Below are 15,021 nucleotides of genomic sequence, written 5' to 3'. Positions count from 1 at the left end.
GCGGCCCCATTTCCAGATAACGCCACCGCGAAGGTTGACGACTGCTGCGCAGACGAGCGGGAGCAAGCTCCCTCGCCACAGTGGCGATTAATGGCGCGCGTAGCACCACTGAAAAATAGATATACACTCCAACCCATCTATAAAAACCGCCCACCGGGTACTCCTCGCATGATGACCCTGCGTCAGATCCGTCACTTCATCGCGGTGGCCGAGACCGGCTCGATCTCCGCTGCTGCGCAAACCGCGTTTATTTCCCAATCGACCCTGACTTTGGCGATCCAGCAACTGGAAGAGGAAATCGGTGTCAGCCTCTTCAGTCGTCACGCCAAGGGCATGACCCTTACGCATCAGGGTCATCAATTCCTACGTCAGGCGCACTTGATTCTCGCAACGGTGGACAACGCCAAACGCAGCCTTCAACAGAGCACCGATCAGGTCGCCGGGCAGTTGATCGTAGGGGTGACCAGTCTCGTCGCCGGTTACTACCTGGCGGATCTACTCACCCGTTTTCAGCGCGCCTATCCCAACGTCGAGATCCGCGTGATGGAAGACGAGCGCCCCTACATCGAGCATTTGCTGGTCAGCGGCGAGATCGACGTTGGCGTTTTAATTCTCTCCAACCTCGAGGATCGTCACGCGTTGCAGACCGAAGTCCTGACTCACTCGCCGCACCGTTTGTGGCTCCCAGCCCAACATCCGCTGCTGGAGCACGACAGCATCAATCTCGCCGACGTCGCCCGCGAGCCGTTGATTCAACTCAACGTCGATGAAATGGATCGCAATGCCCAACGCCTATGGCGCGGCGCCGGGCTGCAACCGAAAATCACCCTGAGAACAGCCTCCACCGAGGCCGTGCGAAGCCTTGTTGCGGCGGGTTTGGGCGTTTCGATTCAGCCGGACATGACGTATCGCCCGTGGTCACTGGAAGGCGACATCATCGAGGCGCGGCCCATCGCCGACCTCAATCAGACCCTCGACGTCGGTCTGGCCTGGCGCCGTGGTACCGCGCGGCCCGCTCTGGTCGATCCGTTCCTGACCGTCGCCCGTGAGCAACCCCACGGTGGACGCAAGCCATCTATTTAATCGAATGCTGCCTTCAGTATTTAGAATTTGTCGACCTCGGAGCCGCGCACTAGTCTTGCTGCATCTATAAGACGGTCGGCTCCCGATATCAGGGAGCAACAATGGCCACACAAGAAAAGAGATCGCGGAAAATGGCTGGCGCGCAGACCCCGATGTGTACCGCGTTGTTGATCGACGGCGAACTGGTCGCTGGCGAAGGCTTTGTCGAGCCGATCCTCAACCCGGCCACCGGTGAAATCCTTACGCACATCGCCGAGGCCAGCACCGAGCAGGTCGAAGCCGCGATCCTCGCCGCCCACCGTGCCTTCGCCGAATGGTCGCGCACCACGCCGCAGCAACGTTCAAATCTGTTGTTGGACATCGCCAACGCCGTCGAAAAACACGCCGACCACCTCGCCCGTCTCGAATCACTGAATTGCGGCAAACCGTTGCACCTTGCGCGTCAGGACGATTTGACTGCGACCGTCGATGTGTTCCGTTTCTTCGCCGGCGCTGTGCGTTGCCAGACCGGACAGCTCAGCGGCGAATACCTGCCGGGCTACACCAGCATGGTGCGTCGCGATCCGATTGGCGTGGTCGCCTCGATTGCGCCGTGGAATTACCCGATCATGATGGCCGCGTGGAAAATCGCCCCGGCCCTCGCCGCCGGCAACACGCTGGTGTTCAAACCGTCCGAACACACGCCGCTGTCGATCCTCGCCCTGGCGCCAGCGCTGGCCGAAATCCTCCCGCGCGGGGTGATCAACATCATCTGCGGTGGCGGCGAAGGCGTCGGCAGCCATTTGGTCGGCCACGCGAAAGTGCGCATGGTCTCGCTGACCGGCGATATCGTCACCGGCCAGAAAATCCTCCAGGCCGCCGCGAAAACCCTGAAACGCACGCACCTCGAACTCGGCGGCAAAGCCCCGGTGATCGTCTGCAACGACGCCGACATTCAAGCCGTGGTCGATGGCGTGCGCACTTACGGCTATTACAACGCCGGGCAGGACTGCACCGCCGCCTGCCGGATCTACGCGCAGGCCGGAATTCACGACAAACTGGTCGCCGAACTCGGCGCCGCCGTCAGCAGCCTGCGCTTCGCCGGCAAACGTGATGCCGACAACGAGATTGGCCCGCTGATCAGCACCCGCCAACGCGACCGCGTGGCCAGTTTCGTCGAACGCGCCCTCGGTCAGCCGCACATCGAACGCGTGACCGGTGCGGCGGTGCATTCCGGCGCCGGTTTCTACTATCAACCGACGCTGCTGGCCGGTTGCAAACAGACAGACGAAATCGTTCAGCGCGAAGTGTTCGGGCCGGTGGTCACCGTGACCCGTTTCGATGAACTCGCGCAGGCCGTCGACTGGGCCAACGATTCCGAATACGGCCTCGCCTCGTCGGTGTGGACGCAGAATCTGGACAAGGCGATGCAGGTTGCCGCGCGCCTGCAATACGGCTGCACGTGGATCAACAGCCATTTCATGCTGGTCAGCGAAATGCCCCACGGCGGGCTGAAACGCTCCGGTTACGGCAAAGACTTATCCAGCGATTCGCTGCAGGACTACAGCGTGGTGCGGCACATCATGGCCCGCCACGGCCAGCATCTCTGACTACGCTAATAACAAGCCGAAAACGGCACGCTTCACCGCGTTCAAAACTGCCCCGACCATAATTTAAAGAAGAGGGTTCAACCATGTTCGTGCACAAGACCGCACTGCTCAGTGCAATCACCACGGCCCTGCTCGCCAGCGCTAGCCTGCAAGCTGCCGAGCCGTTGAAGGCTGTCGGCGCTGGCGAAGGTCAGCTGGATATCGTCGCTTGGCCGGGTTACATCGAACGTGGTGAGAGCGACAAGGCCTACGACTGGGTGACCGGTTTCGAGCAGGAAACCGGCTGCAAGGTCAATGTGAAAACCGCCGCCACCTCGGACGAAATGGTCAGCCTGATGGCCAAGGGCGGTTACGACCTGGTGACCGCGTCGGGCGATGCGTCGCTGCGGTTGATCGTCGGCAAGCGTGTGCAACCGATCAACACCGCGTTGATCCCGAACTGGAATACCCTCGACCCGCGCCTCAAAGACGCGCCGTGGTACGTGGTCAACAAGCAGACTTACGGCGCCCCGTACCAGTGGGGCCCGAACGTGTTGATGTACAACACCAACGTGTTCAAGACCGCGCCGACCAGCTGGAACGTGGTGTTCGCCGCGCAGGATCTGCCCGATGGCAAGCCGAACAAAGGCCGCGTGCAAGCTTATGACGGCCCGATCTACATCGCCGACGCGGCGCTGTATCTGAAGTCGACCAAGCCTGAATTGGGCATCAAGGATCCGTACCAACTGACCGAAGATCAGTACAAAGCCGTGCTTGATCTGTTGCGTGCGCAGCAGCCGCTGATCCACCGCTACTGGCACGACACCACGGTGCAGATGAGCGACTTCAAAAACGAAGGCGTCGTCGCTTCCAGCGCATGGCCGTACCAGGTCAACGGTCTGATGAACGAGAAACAGCCGATTGCTTCGACCATTCCGAAAGAAGGCGCTACGGGTTGGGCCGACACCACCATGTTGCACGCCGAGGCCAAGCACCCGAACTGCGCGTACAAGTGGATGGACTGGTCGCTGAAACCGAAAGTCCAGGGCGATGTGGCGGCGTGGTTTGGTTCGTTGCCGGCGGTGCCGGTAGCGTGCAAGGAGAGCGAACTGCTCGGTGCTGAAGGTTGCAAGACCAACGGGTTTGATCAGTTCGACAAGATCGCCTTCTGGAAAACCCCGCAGGCTGAGGGCGGCAAGTTCGTGCCGTATAGCCGCTGGACCCAGGATTACATCGCGATCATGGGCGGCCGCTAAAAGTCATTCCGGTAGCTACTGCGCGTCGACCAGCCGCACCCGGGCAGTGCTCGCCTCCTCACGTACTAACGTACGCTCCGGGGGCTGCGCGCTGGCCGGACACGGCTAATCGCCGCTCGCTACGCACCCGAAACGACTTTGCCACGTCGACCTTTATCAAAAGCAAAACTGAAATTCGAAAGACTGATTTTTCAGAAGTCCAGGCAGGGCCGCTGCGACGGCCCGCGCCTTTTTGGAGCACCGCACCATGACGCTTGCAGTCCAGTTCACCAACGTTTCCCGGCAGTTCGGCGAAGTGAAGGCCGTTGACCGGGTTTCCATCGATATCCAGGACGGCGAGTTCTTTTCCATGCTCGGCCCTTCCGGCTCGGGCAAAACCACCTGCCTGCGCCTGATCGCCGGGTTCGAGCAACCGAGCGCCGGCTCGATCCGCATTCACGGCGCCGAAGCGGCCGGTTTGCCGCCGTACCAACGTGACGTCAACACGGTGTTTCAGGATTACGCGCTGTTCCCGCACATGAACGTCCTCGACAACGTCGCCTACGGGTTGAAGGTCAAAGGCGTCGGCAAAACCGAACGGAATAAACGCGCAGAAGAAGCCTTGGACATGGTCGCCCTCGGCGGTTACGGCGCACGCAAACCGGTGCAACTGTCTGGCGGCCAACGCCAGCGTGTCGCCCTCGCCCGCGCCTTGGTCAACCGTCCGCGCGTGTTGTTGCTGGATGAACCTTTGGGCGCGCTGGATCTGAAACTGCGTGAGCAAATGCAAAGCGAATTGAAGAAGCTGCAACGCCAACTCGGCATCACCTTCATCTTCGTCACCCACGATCAAACCGAAGCGCTGTCGATGTCCGATCGCGTGGCCGTGTTCAACAAGGGACGCATCGAGCAAGTCGACACGCCGCGCAATCTGTACATGAAACCGACCACCACATTCGTGGCTGAATTCGTTGGCACCTCGAACGTGATTCGTGGCGATCTGGCGCGTCAGCTCAGCGGCCATCCTCAGCCGTTTTCGATTCGTCCGGAGCACGTGCGTTTCGCGGAAGGCCCGCTCGCCAGTCATGAAATCGAAGTCAGCGGTCTGCTCCATGACATCCAGTACCAGGGCAGCGCCACCCGTTATGAATTGAAGCTGGAAAACGGTCAGACCCTGAGCATCAGCCACGCTAACAATCAGTGGATCGACAGCAGCGCGCAGCATCAGACCGGCCAGCGCCTGAGCGCACGGTGGGCGCGGGAAGCGATGATTCCTCTGCACGACACCGTGACGAGCGGGGTGTGACATGAGCACGCTCGCGATGACTGCATCGCCGCCGTTGCGCAGGTTTTCCAACCTGCTCTACCGCAAGCCGAATCTGTATCTGTCGATGCTGCTGGTGCCGCCGCTGCTGTGGTTCGGCGCGATTTATCTCGGCTCGCTGCTGGTGCTGTTGTGGCAGGGTTTCTACACCTTCGACGACTTCACCATGGCGGTCACTCCAGACCTTACCCTGGCCAATTTTGCCGCGCTGTTTCAGCCGTCGAACTTCGACATCATCCTGCGCACGCTGAGCATGGCCATCGTCGTATCGATCGCCAGCGCCATCGTCGCGTTCCCGATTGCCTACTACATGGCGCGCTATACCACCGGCAAAACCAAGGCGTTTTTCTACATCGCGGTGATGATGCCGATGTGGGCCAGTTACATCGTCAAGGCGTATGCGTGGACGTTGCTGTTGGCCAAGGGCGGTGTGGCGCAGTGGTTCGTGCAGCACCTGGGGCTGGAGCCGGTATTGCAGTTCATTCTGGGGATTCCCGGCGTCGGCGGCAGCACCTTGTCGACCTCCCATCTGGGACGGTTCATGGTGTTTGTCTACATCTGGCTGCCGTTCATGATTCTGCCGATTCAAGCGTCGCTGGAACGTCTGCCGCCGTCGCTGTTGCAGGCCTCCGCTGACTTGGGCGCGAAGCCGCGTCAGACCTTTATGCAGGTAATTTTGCCGCTGTCGATTCCAGGAATCGCGGCCGGTTCGATCTTCACGTTTTCGCTGACCTTGGGCGACTTCATCGTGCCGCAACTGGTCGGCCCGCCGGGCTACTTCGTTGGCAGCATGGTGTATGCGCAGCAAGGTGCGATCGGCAACATGCCGATGGCGGCGGCGTTCACGCTGGTGCCGATTGTGTTGATCGCGGTTTACCTGTCCATCGTCAAACGACTGGGAGCCTTCGATGCGCTCTAATTCAGAAAAGCAGGGGGAGAAAGCCTCTCTAGGCCTGAAAATCGCAGCTTGGGGCGGGTTGGTGTTTCTGCACTTCCCGATCCTGATCATCTTCCTTTACGCCTTCAACACGGAGGAAGCGGCGTTCAGCTTTCCCCCGAAGGGTTTCACGCTGCACTGGTTCAGCGTCGCTTTTTCGCGGCCTGATGTTCTGGAGGCAATCAAGCTTTCATTGCAGATCGCAGCCATCGCCACACTGATTGCAATGGTGCTCGGTACGTTGGCTTCGGCAGCGTTGTACCGCCGCGATTTCTTCGGCAAACAGGGCATTTCACTGATGCTGATCCTGCCAATCGCGTTGCCGGGGATCATCACCGGGATCGCCCTGCTGGCGACGTTCAAAACGCTGGGGATCGAGCCGGGGATGTTCACTATCATCGTTGGCCACGCGACCTTCTGCGTGGTGATCGTCTACAACAACGTCATCGCCCGTTTGCGCCGCACTTCGCACAGTTTGATCGAGGCCTCGATGGACCTCGGCGCCGATGGCTGGCAGACCTTTCGCTACATCATCCTGCCGAACCTCGGCTCGGCGTTGCTCGCCGGCGGCATGTTGGCGTTTGCGTTGTCGTTCGACGAAATCATCGTCACCACGTTCACCGCAGGCCATGAACGCACGTTGCCGTTGTGGCTGCTCAACCAACTGAGCCGGCCACGGGATGTGCCGGTGACCAATGTCGTCGCGATGCTGGTGATGATGGTGACCATGCTGCCGATTCTCGGCGCGTATTACCTGACGCGCGGTGGCGAGAGTGTCGCCGGTAGCGGCGGGAAATAAATATCTGACAGACACCAAAATCCCCTGTGGGAGCGAGCCTGCTCGCGAAGAGGCCGGCGCATCCAACATTGATGTCGACTGACACAGCGCTTTCGCGAGCAGGTCGAGTCGTCGCACCGTCGCTCCCACAGTTTCAATCCGGTTTCGGCAGAAAAACAATAGATTCGAAGAGGACAGAACCATGCAAACCCAACTCTTGATCAACGGCCAACTGGTCACCGGTGAAGGCCCGGCGCAACCAGTGCTCAACCCTTCGCGTGGCGAAGTGCTGGTAGAGATCAACGAAGCCACCGAGGCTCAGGTCGACGCCGCCGTGCGTGCCGCCGATAACGCCTTCGCCGATTGGTCGCAAACCGCGCCGAAAGACCGCTCCCTGTTGTTGCTCAAACTCGCCGACGCCATCGAAGCCCACGGCGAAGAACTGGCCAAACTCGAATCCGACAACTGCGGCAAACCTTACAGCGCGGCGCTCAACGACGAGATCCCGGCGATTGCCGACGTGTTCCGTTTTTTTGCCGGCGCCAGCCGTTGCATGAGCGGTTCGGCGGGTGGCGAATACCTGCCCGGTCACACCTCGATGATCCGCCGCGACCCGGTTGGCGTGATCGCCTCCATCGCGCCGTGGAACTACCCGCTGATGATGGTCGCCTGGAAAATCGCCCCGGCACTGGCGGCCGGTAATACCGTGGTGCTCAAGCCGTCGGAACAAACCCCACTGACCGCGTTGCGTCTGGCCGAACTGGCGTCGGAAATCTTCCCGGCTGGTGTACTCAATCTGGTATTCGGTCGCGGTCCTACCGTTGGCAGTCCGTTGGTTACGCACCCGAAAGTGCGCATGGTTTCGCTGACCGGCTCCATCGCCACCGGCGCCAACATCATTTCCAGCACCGCCGACAGCGTTAAACGTATGCACATGGAACTGGGCGGTAAGGCGCCGGTGATCATCTTCGACGACGCCGATATCGATGCGGCGGTGGAAGGCATCCGTACCTTCGGTTTCTACAACGCCGGGCAGGACTGCACCGCCGCGTGCCGGATCTACGCGCAGCAAGGCATTTACGACAAGTTTGTCGAGAAACTCGGCGCGGCGGTCAGCAGCATCAAGCACGGTTTGCAGGATGATCCGTCGACCGAGCTCGGGCCGTTGATCACTGCCCAACATCGCGACCGTGTTGCCGGGTTTGTCGAGCGTGCCGTGGCTCAGCCGCACATTCGTCTGATCACTGGCGGCAAGGCTGTCGAGGGCAACGGCTTCTTCTTCGAACCGACGGTGTTGGCCGATGCGCAGCAGGACGACGAAATCGTCCGTCGCGAGGTGTTCGGGCCGGTGGTTTCGGTGACAAAATTTACCGATGAAGCGCAGGCGCTGGAGTGGGCCAACGATTCGGACTACGGCCTCGCCTCCTCAGTGTGGACAGCGGATGTAGGACGCGCGCATCGCCTGGCCGCACGCTTGCAGTACGGCTGCACGTGGGTGAACACGCACTTCATGCTCGTCAGCGAAATGCCCCATGGCGGTCAGAAATTGTCCGGTTACGGCAAGGACATGTCCATGTACGGGCTGGAGGACTACACCACGGTTCGGCATGTGATGTTCAAGCACTAAAGATCAAAAGCTTCGCGAGCAAGCTCTGCTCCTACAGTGGTGCGATGTACCTCTGTAGGAGCAAAGCTTGCTCGCGAAGGCGTCAACTCCGGCTTCAAGGCAGAAACCGGCTCTGCGCACTACCAGGATAAAACCTAACAATAACTACCGAACCGGGCGGCGCCCATATCGCCCCGCCACGGCCTCGGCCATCCGAAATCTGCCGATTTCACGGAGCAAACACACATGAGTTCCTCACCCGATCTCGCCACAGCCGTTGCCGACAGCGATGCCGAACAACTGCGCCAACTGGGCTACACCTCGAACTTCAACCGCAGCATGAGCCTGTGGGAAAACTTCGCCTTGGGCTTCACTTATCTGTCACCGGTCGTAGGGGTTTATACCCTCTTCGGCCTGTGCCTTGCCGCTGGCGGGCCACCGATGTTCTGGGCCTATTTATTGGTCGGTTGCGGCCAGTTGCTGGTGTGCCTGATCTTCGGCGAAGTGGTTTCGCAGTTCCCGATTTCCGGCGGTGTATACCCTTGGGCACGTCGATTGGTCGGTAAAAAATGGGCATGGATGGTCGGCTGGATCTACTCCATCGCCCTCTGCGTCACCATCGCCGCGGTCGCCGTCGGTGCGGGTCCATACTTGGCCGCCATGCTCGGTTTTGAGCCGAGCAACAACACCAACATCGTCATCGCTCTGGTGCTGACCTTGTTCGCCACGCTGGTCAACCTCAGCGGCACCAAAGTGCTGGCGCGCATCGCCATGTTCGGCTTCCTCTGCGAACTGGTCGGCGCGGTGATCGTTGGCGTTTACCTGCTGGTGTTCGAACGCCATCAACCGCTGAGCGTACTGTTCAACACTTTCGACATCAGCGTCGACGGCTCGTACCTGCCGGCATTCCTCACCGCATCGCTGGCGGGGATGTTCCTCTACTACGGCTTCGAGGCTTGCGGCGACGTCGCCGAAGAGACCCCGAATCCGAGCGCGAAAATCCCGGTGGCCATGCGCATGACCATCTACATCGGCGGCATCGCGGCAATGTTCGCCTGCCTGGCGCTGATCCTCGCCGTACCGGACATGCAAGCGGTGATCAATGGCACCGACAAAGACCCGGTCACCACCATCCTCAACAACGCCTTCGGCCCGGTCGGCTCGAAAGTGGTGATGGGCGTGGTGATGATTTCCTTCATCTCCTGCGTCATCAGCCTACAAGCAGCGGCGAGCCGTCTGCTGTACTCCTACGCTCGCGACGAAATGGTCATCGGTAGCCGACTGCTGAAAAAGATTTCTCCTACCACCCAAGTGCCGGTTGCCGCACTGTTCGTGTCTGGCGTCCTGCCGGCCCTGATCATCGCCCTCGGCTTCTTCCTGCAAGACGCCGTGGCCACCATCGTCAGCTTCGCCGCCATCGGCATCTACCTCGCGTTCCAGATGATCGTCCTGGCCGCGCTGTACGCCCGCAGCAAAGGCTGGAAACCGAGCGGCAAATTCACCCTCGGCGCATGGGGCTGGCCGGTGAACATCGGCGCGCTGGTGTATGGCGTTGGCGCAATCATCAATATGGCCTGGCCACGTACGCCGGATGCGGCTTGGTATGTGAACTATGCGATGGTGTTGAGCACGGCGATCGTGATTGGATTGGGCTTGGTTTATATGTGGATTGGCAAGCCGTATGACCATGGCAAGGCGCCGGCTGGGGATGCCTGGAAAGTGAGTCGCTAAGAGTGTTTGATCCCGGCACCGACAAGGTGCCGGGATTCAGGGCAGCCGAGAAAAACCATCAAAAAGAAAGCTCTGCCTGATCGTGTTTCAGCAAGGAAATACGGTCGAACAGTTTGATTTTTTCGTTGGCTTTTTGCTTGGCGTGATCGGACATGAATGCAATCAACTCTTCCAACTGACTGACGTCTCCGACGACTTTGAATTCCTTTTCCTTGTTGACGAAAACAAGCGACTTTTTCTTCCTCGACAACAGTTCAATGACGTTGCTGAGCGTACCGGTGCTCTTTGCATCCCAGATCATCAAACCGTAGTCGGCTGCTTCGGCCATGACGACGTCTTTCTCGGTGAAGAAGGCTCTCGACCCTTTGGCATGTTTGGAATCGACGGTCCTCGCGGGCCATTTCCCTAGGTTATTTCTCGGTGCCGTCCCGCTGCAGAACACCGTGGTTTTGGATCGTTCGAGACTCAGCAGGTACTCCTGAATAGAGGTATCGGCACCCCCTGCATCCCCCACCACCACCTCAAACTCAGACTCCACGATATTATTGATGCGCTCTTTAACCTTCGGATCAAGGTTCTTGATGTTGATAGAGCCGGCAATAAATACAGTCGTCATTGAGTTCACTTCCAAGTTAGCGCTGCGACGTAAATTTTCCCTACCTTCGGATATTTACGCAAAACAGCGCAGGCCGCGTCCATCGACGCCCCGCTATCAAACAAATCATCTACAACCAAAACATTCCAGCGCACATCGGTGGTGATTTCATCATTGACGCTGAAACTGTCTCCAATCGCCGCAACCTTGTCGGCTTTGGAATGCAAATCCTTCAGCGACTTTCCCGTGGTCGCTTTTCGAAGCAGATCCGAGTAAACCGGCCGCCCGATAATTCGTCCCAACGCTAGGGCAACCTCAGTTACCGGTTGTCGCTGACGAATATTTGAAGCGGGCATGGGCACCACGAACCCGACCTGATTCAGTTTTGGGAACACATTTGTCGCTAACGCCTGAGCAAGTGGGCTGACCTGAGTCCAATCCTTCTGGTATTTGAGCTGGTAGGTAGCCTCGCCAATCTCAGTGCGCTGATTATCGAAGCATGGGTATCCGCGATCATCGTTGCCAAGAAAGGTACTACTTACCATGTGTTTGTCCAGCACCCAGCCCTGATCCCAAGGGCCGTTGATCTGCTTGAGAGACACCTTCATTGAATTCTCCTTTATTCATAACAATCCTTTGAGCCCTGAAACCACGGGCCGAGCATCTGCAGCGATGCGCAAGATTCAAATAAATAGCGGAAAAATCACTGGTTAGGGTTGGTCTCGCTGGCGCCAATGCAAAAACAGGCATTTCCTACAGATATGGCCTTCGCAAACAAATCCTCTTTCCTACAGAAGGTATCGACAGAACCGACTTGGCGTCTTACGTGACCTGCCGATAGGCTTTTTCTTGGCAGCGAAATCAGCGGCCCGGTGTCGGAGCCGGAATAAATATCAACACGGCGTGACCGCACTCATTTGAGTGGCGGCTCTATTCTCAAAATTGGAGTCGACAAATGCCTAACCACGTACAAATTCCTTCTGAAAGCTCCGCTTTCTTCACCCCCACCGTCTTCACCCGCCACAACCGCTTTCTCCACGCGTTCATGCAAGACCACGAAGCCTGGTTCTGTGTTCAGGATCTCGGTCGCCTGATGGGTTATCCGCTGAACGAACGCCTCACCCTGAAACTCGATCCCGACCAGCGTCGCAACGTCCTCATGCGCAAGGACGGCGAAATCGTCGATTGCGCGACGGTCAGCGAGTCCGGCCTGTATGCCCTGCTCGTCCATCACTTCGTGCCGGAAAACCGCAACTTGCGCCAATGGTTGAGCCATGAAGTGATTCCGATGTTGCGCGAAACCAACGCGGTACCTGTGGATAACTGCCCGAGCCTGAGTTCGGTGAACTGGGCTGGGGTCACCGTCCCTCTGCTGCACTGGCAGCAGCAGGCGTGGGTCAAATGGCGAGACGTGCCGGAGTTGATGCACGGCCAGCAGCCGTATCCGGTTTTGGGAACCTGTAGCTGAAGTCCATCCAGCAAAAAACCTGTGGCGAGGGAGCTTGCTCCCTCGCCACAGGTTCCGCGCTTCAAACCTCTAACCGAGTTGTTTGCAGATGAAAGCGCCAATCGTTGAAATGCCCTACGTTCTGGAAGTCATCCCAAGCGATGAGTTCTTCGCAGAGTGTTACCTAAAGCAAATCAGCGTAGCCATGCGCCAGGAAGCAATAAAAGTCGGCATCGCTGATGCCGACGCAGGCAAGTTGATTGACTTGGCGACCGTAAAAGCCAATTGGCTTTCACGGTACCTACCCCAGCGCTAAAACCGCGAAACACTCCGCATCGCATCCACCAGATAGCGCATCGCAATCCGGTCACTCTCCGAAAGCTCTCGATAGCGCTCCACCAGTTTCAGTTCGTCAGAGCTGAGCCGACGTTTTCTGCGGCCGCTGCCGAGGCAGGGAAAGATGCCCAACATGTCGGTGATGCCTTGTATTTTTGCCATGGACGATGTCCTTCTCTAATACTGCAAAGAATTGCTTAAACACCACATCGTCCTGCCCCTTACAGCAGCGCCGTGTGCCCTGCCGGCTAAATGGGTCGCGCCGGTCATGCTCATAGAATAGAAATTAATTCGGCGCTGAAAAGCGATTTTTAGAGTAATTAGTCGAGAAAAGCAGATATGCCGTGTAAATCAGAACGTCCTGTCAGATTTTTAACCGACATGTCTTGTTTCATTGACACACTCACGCAATGAATCAACGAATTTTGCATTGTGAGCGAACGGTTTAAGCTAGCCGGCATCTGTTTATAGTCCGTTGCGTTTGGCCGAAGGCTTGTCCGAACCGTTATTTCTGATCCAGCACGTGCCAGGAAGGGCGCGGGATTGCACACGACAGGTTGTATTTATGCACCGCAGGAATTTGCTCAAAGCGTCCATGGCCATTGCGGCTTACACCGGTCTTTCGGCCACCGGCCTGCTGGCCACCCGTGCGTGGGCTGCCAATGGCGGCGCCGCTGATGGTGAGGCACAGGCGTTTGACTTCGAAGCATTGAAGCGCCAGGCCAAGCAACTCGCTGGCAGTGCTTATCAGGACACCAAACAGGTGCTGCCGCCGACGCTGGCGACCATGACCCCGCAAAACTTCAATGCGATCCGCTACGACGGCGAGCATTCGTTGTGGAAGGAGAACAAGGGTCAGCTCGACGTGCAGTTCTTCCACGTCGGCATGGGGTTCCGCCAGCCGGTGCGCATGTACAGCGTCGATCCCAAGACCCGAACCGCCCGCGAGGTGCATTTCCGTCCGGCGCTCTTCAACTATGAGAACACCTCGGTCGACACTCAACAGTTGAAAGGCGACCTGGGTTTTGCCGGTTTCAAACTGTTCAAGGCCCCGGAACTGGATCGCCATGACGTGGTGTCGTTCCTCGGCGCCAGTTATTTCCGCGCGGTGGATGCGACTGGCCAATATGGCCTCTCCGCGCGCGGTCTGGCGATCGACACTTATGCCAAGAAGCGCGAAGAATTCCCTGACTTCACCAAGTTCTGGTTCGAGACGCCGGACCAGAACGCCACGCGTTTTGTGGTCTACGCCTTGCTCGACTCGCCGAGTGCAACCGGCGCTTACCGCTTCGACATCGATTGCCAGGCCGAGCGCGTGGTGATGGAAATCGACGCGCACATCAATGCGCGCACGGCCATCGAACAACTGGGCATCTCGCCGATGACCAGCATGTTCAGCTGCGGCACCCACGAACGCCGCATGTGCGACACCATTCACCCGCAAATCCATGACTCGGATCGTCTGGCCATGTGGCGCGGTAATGGCGAGTGGATCTGCCGCCCGCTGAACAATCCGGCAACCCTGCAATTCAACGCGTTTGCCGACACCGATCCGAAAGGTTTCGGCCTGGTGCAGACCGACCACGAGTTCGCCAACTATCAGGACACCGTGGACTGGTACAGCAAGCGCCCAAGCCTGTGGGTAGAACCGACCACCGCGTGGGGCGAAGGCTCGATCGATCTGCTGGAAATTCCTACGACTGGCGAGACCCTCGACAACATCGTCGCGTTCTGGACACCGAAAAAACCGGTCGCTGCCGGTGATTCGCTGAACTACGGCTACAAGCTTTACTGGAGCGCTTTGCCTCCGGTGAGCACGCCGTTGGCGCGAGTCCAGGCGACCCGTTCCGGCATGGGCGGTTTCGTTGAAGGCTGGGCACCGGGCGAGCATTACCCGCCAGTCTGGGCGCGTCGTTTTGCCGTGGACTTTACCGGTGGAGGCCTCGACCGCTTGCCAGCGGGTACCGGGATTGAGCCAGTGATCACCTGCTCGAACGGCAAGGTGCAGGACTTCAGCGTGCTGGTGCTGGATGACATCAAGGGTTACCGGATTCTGTTTGACTGGTACCCGACCAATGACAGCGTTGAGCCGGTGGAGCTGCGGTTGTTTATCCGCACCAACGATCGTACGTTGAGCGAGACGTGGTTGTACCAGTACTTCCCGCCGGCGCCGGATAAGCGCAAATACCCTTGAGGGTTCTCTAGCTGTTTGGGCGGGCCTCTTCGCGAGCAGGCTCGCTCCCACAGTTGATCTCGGTCGACCACAAAAGTCATGACCGGCATTGCACCAATGTGGGAGCGAGCCTGCTCGCGAAGGAGGCCCAGGCAAAACAACATTCAGCAGACAAAAAACAAAGCCCCGGCCATCACTGCCCGGGGCT

Annotated in this window: 14 protein-coding genes; 11 read left to right on the top strand and 3 right to left on the bottom strand. The window is 58.7% G+C overall.

Translation table 11 applies throughout. The annotated features are described in order from the left end of the window. Positions 1-168: 168 nt before the first annotated feature. The 8 genes from JFT91_RS25445 (at position 169) to JFT91_RS25410 (ending at position 10,262) form a co-directional block, all read left to right on the top strand. Positions 169-1,083, top strand: a complete 915-nt coding sequence (locus JFT91_RS25445) for a LysR family transcriptional regulator (RefSeq protein ID WP_007967749.1) — start codon at positions 169-171, stop codon at positions 1,081-1,083. Positions 1,084-1,214: 131 nt separating this feature from the next. Beyond that, entirely contained in the window at positions 1,215-2,672 is a 1,458-nt protein-coding gene (locus tag JFT91_RS25440; protein ID WP_201234318.1) for a gamma-aminobutyraldehyde dehydrogenase, read from the top strand. Between the two features lie 83 nt (positions 2,673-2,755). Continuing rightward, the gene (gene ydcS / locus JFT91_RS25435) at positions 2,756-3,907 is read left to right on the top strand and encodes a putative ABC transporter substrate-binding protein YdcS (protein ID WP_201234222.1); all 1,152 of its coding nucleotides are present in this window, start codon (positions 2,756-2,758) and stop codon (positions 3,905-3,907) included. Between the two features lie 247 nt (positions 3,908-4,154). Then, positions 4,155-5,192, top strand: coding sequence for an ABC transporter ATP-binding protein (locus JFT91_RS25430; protein WP_201234221.1), 1,038 nt, complete (start codon positions 4,155-4,157; stop codon positions 5,190-5,192). Positions 5,193-5,208: 16 nt separating this feature from the next. Further along, positions 5,209-6,129, top strand: coding sequence for an ABC transporter permease (locus tag JFT91_RS25425; RefSeq protein WP_007908947.1), 921 nt, complete (start codon positions 5,209-5,211; stop codon positions 6,127-6,129). Beyond that, complete coding sequence (locus tag JFT91_RS25420; protein ID WP_127650803.1) at positions 6,119-6,946, top strand: ABC transporter permease; 828 nt, start codon at positions 6,119-6,121, stop codon at positions 6,944-6,946. The genes JFT91_RS25425 and JFT91_RS25420 overlap by 11 nt, the downstream gene beginning before the upstream one ends. A gap of 181 nt (positions 6,947-7,127) precedes the next feature. After that, a complete protein-coding gene (locus JFT91_RS25415) occupies positions 7,128-8,552 on the top strand; it encodes a gamma-aminobutyraldehyde dehydrogenase (RefSeq protein ID WP_201234220.1) in 1,425 nt (474 codons plus the stop codon). Positions 8,553-8,777: 225 nt separating this feature from the next. Beyond that, on the top strand, positions 8,778-10,262 hold the full coding sequence (locus JFT91_RS25410; protein WP_201227821.1) for an APC family permease: 1,485 nt from the start codon (positions 8,778-8,780) through the stop codon (positions 10,260-10,262). 58 nt (positions 10,263-10,320) lie between these two features. Here JFT91_RS25410 and JFT91_RS25405 read toward each other — a convergent pair whose 3' ends face one another. Together JFT91_RS25405 and JFT91_RS25400 are read right to left on the bottom strand one after the other, a co-directional pair. Beyond that, on the bottom strand, positions 10,321-10,878 hold the full coding sequence (locus JFT91_RS25405) for a hypothetical protein (RefSeq protein ID WP_201200938.1): 558 nt from the start codon (positions 10,876-10,878) through the stop codon (positions 10,321-10,323). Positions 10,879-10,883: 5 nt separating this feature from the next. Further along, entirely contained in the window at positions 10,884-11,465 is a 582-nt protein-coding gene (locus tag JFT91_RS25400; RefSeq protein WP_201200937.1) for a ComF family protein, read from the bottom strand. Between the two features lie 347 nt (positions 11,466-11,812). On the opposite strand from JFT91_RS25400, the gene JFT91_RS25395 reads away from it, so the two are divergent. Both JFT91_RS25395 and JFT91_RS25390 read left to right on the top strand, forming a co-directional pair. Next, on the top strand, positions 11,813-12,325 hold the full coding sequence (locus tag JFT91_RS25395) for a BRO-N domain-containing protein (protein ID WP_201234219.1): 513 nt from the start codon (positions 11,813-11,815) through the stop codon (positions 12,323-12,325). A gap of 88 nt (positions 12,326-12,413) precedes the next feature. Further along, on the top strand, positions 12,414-12,620 hold the full coding sequence (locus JFT91_RS25390) for a hypothetical protein (RefSeq protein ID WP_201234218.1): 207 nt from the start codon (positions 12,414-12,416) through the stop codon (positions 12,618-12,620). Here the strand turns inward: JFT91_RS25390 and JFT91_RS25385 are convergent. Continuing rightward, the gene (locus JFT91_RS25385; RefSeq protein ID WP_201200936.1) at positions 12,617-12,802 is read right to left on the bottom strand and encodes a hypothetical protein; all 186 of its coding nucleotides are present in this window, start codon (positions 12,800-12,802) and stop codon (positions 12,617-12,619) included. The two genes, JFT91_RS25390 and JFT91_RS25385, sit on opposite strands and share 4 nt — an antisense overlap. Before the next feature lie 403 nt (positions 12,803-13,205). Here JFT91_RS25385 and JFT91_RS25380 point away from each other — a divergent pair, with 403 nt between their 5' ends. Then, complete coding sequence (locus JFT91_RS25380) at positions 13,206-14,834, top strand: glucan biosynthesis protein D (protein WP_201227823.1); 1,629 nt, start codon at positions 13,206-13,208, stop codon at positions 14,832-14,834. The last annotated feature ends 187 nt before the right edge of the window (positions 14,835-15,021 follow it).

It is taken from the genome of Pseudomonas sp. TH08, from assembly GCF_016651275.1.
GTDB lineage: Bacteria > Pseudomonadota > Gammaproteobacteria > Pseudomonadales > Pseudomonadaceae > Aquipseudomonas.
This window is presented reverse-complemented; position numbering and strand designations above follow the sequence as displayed.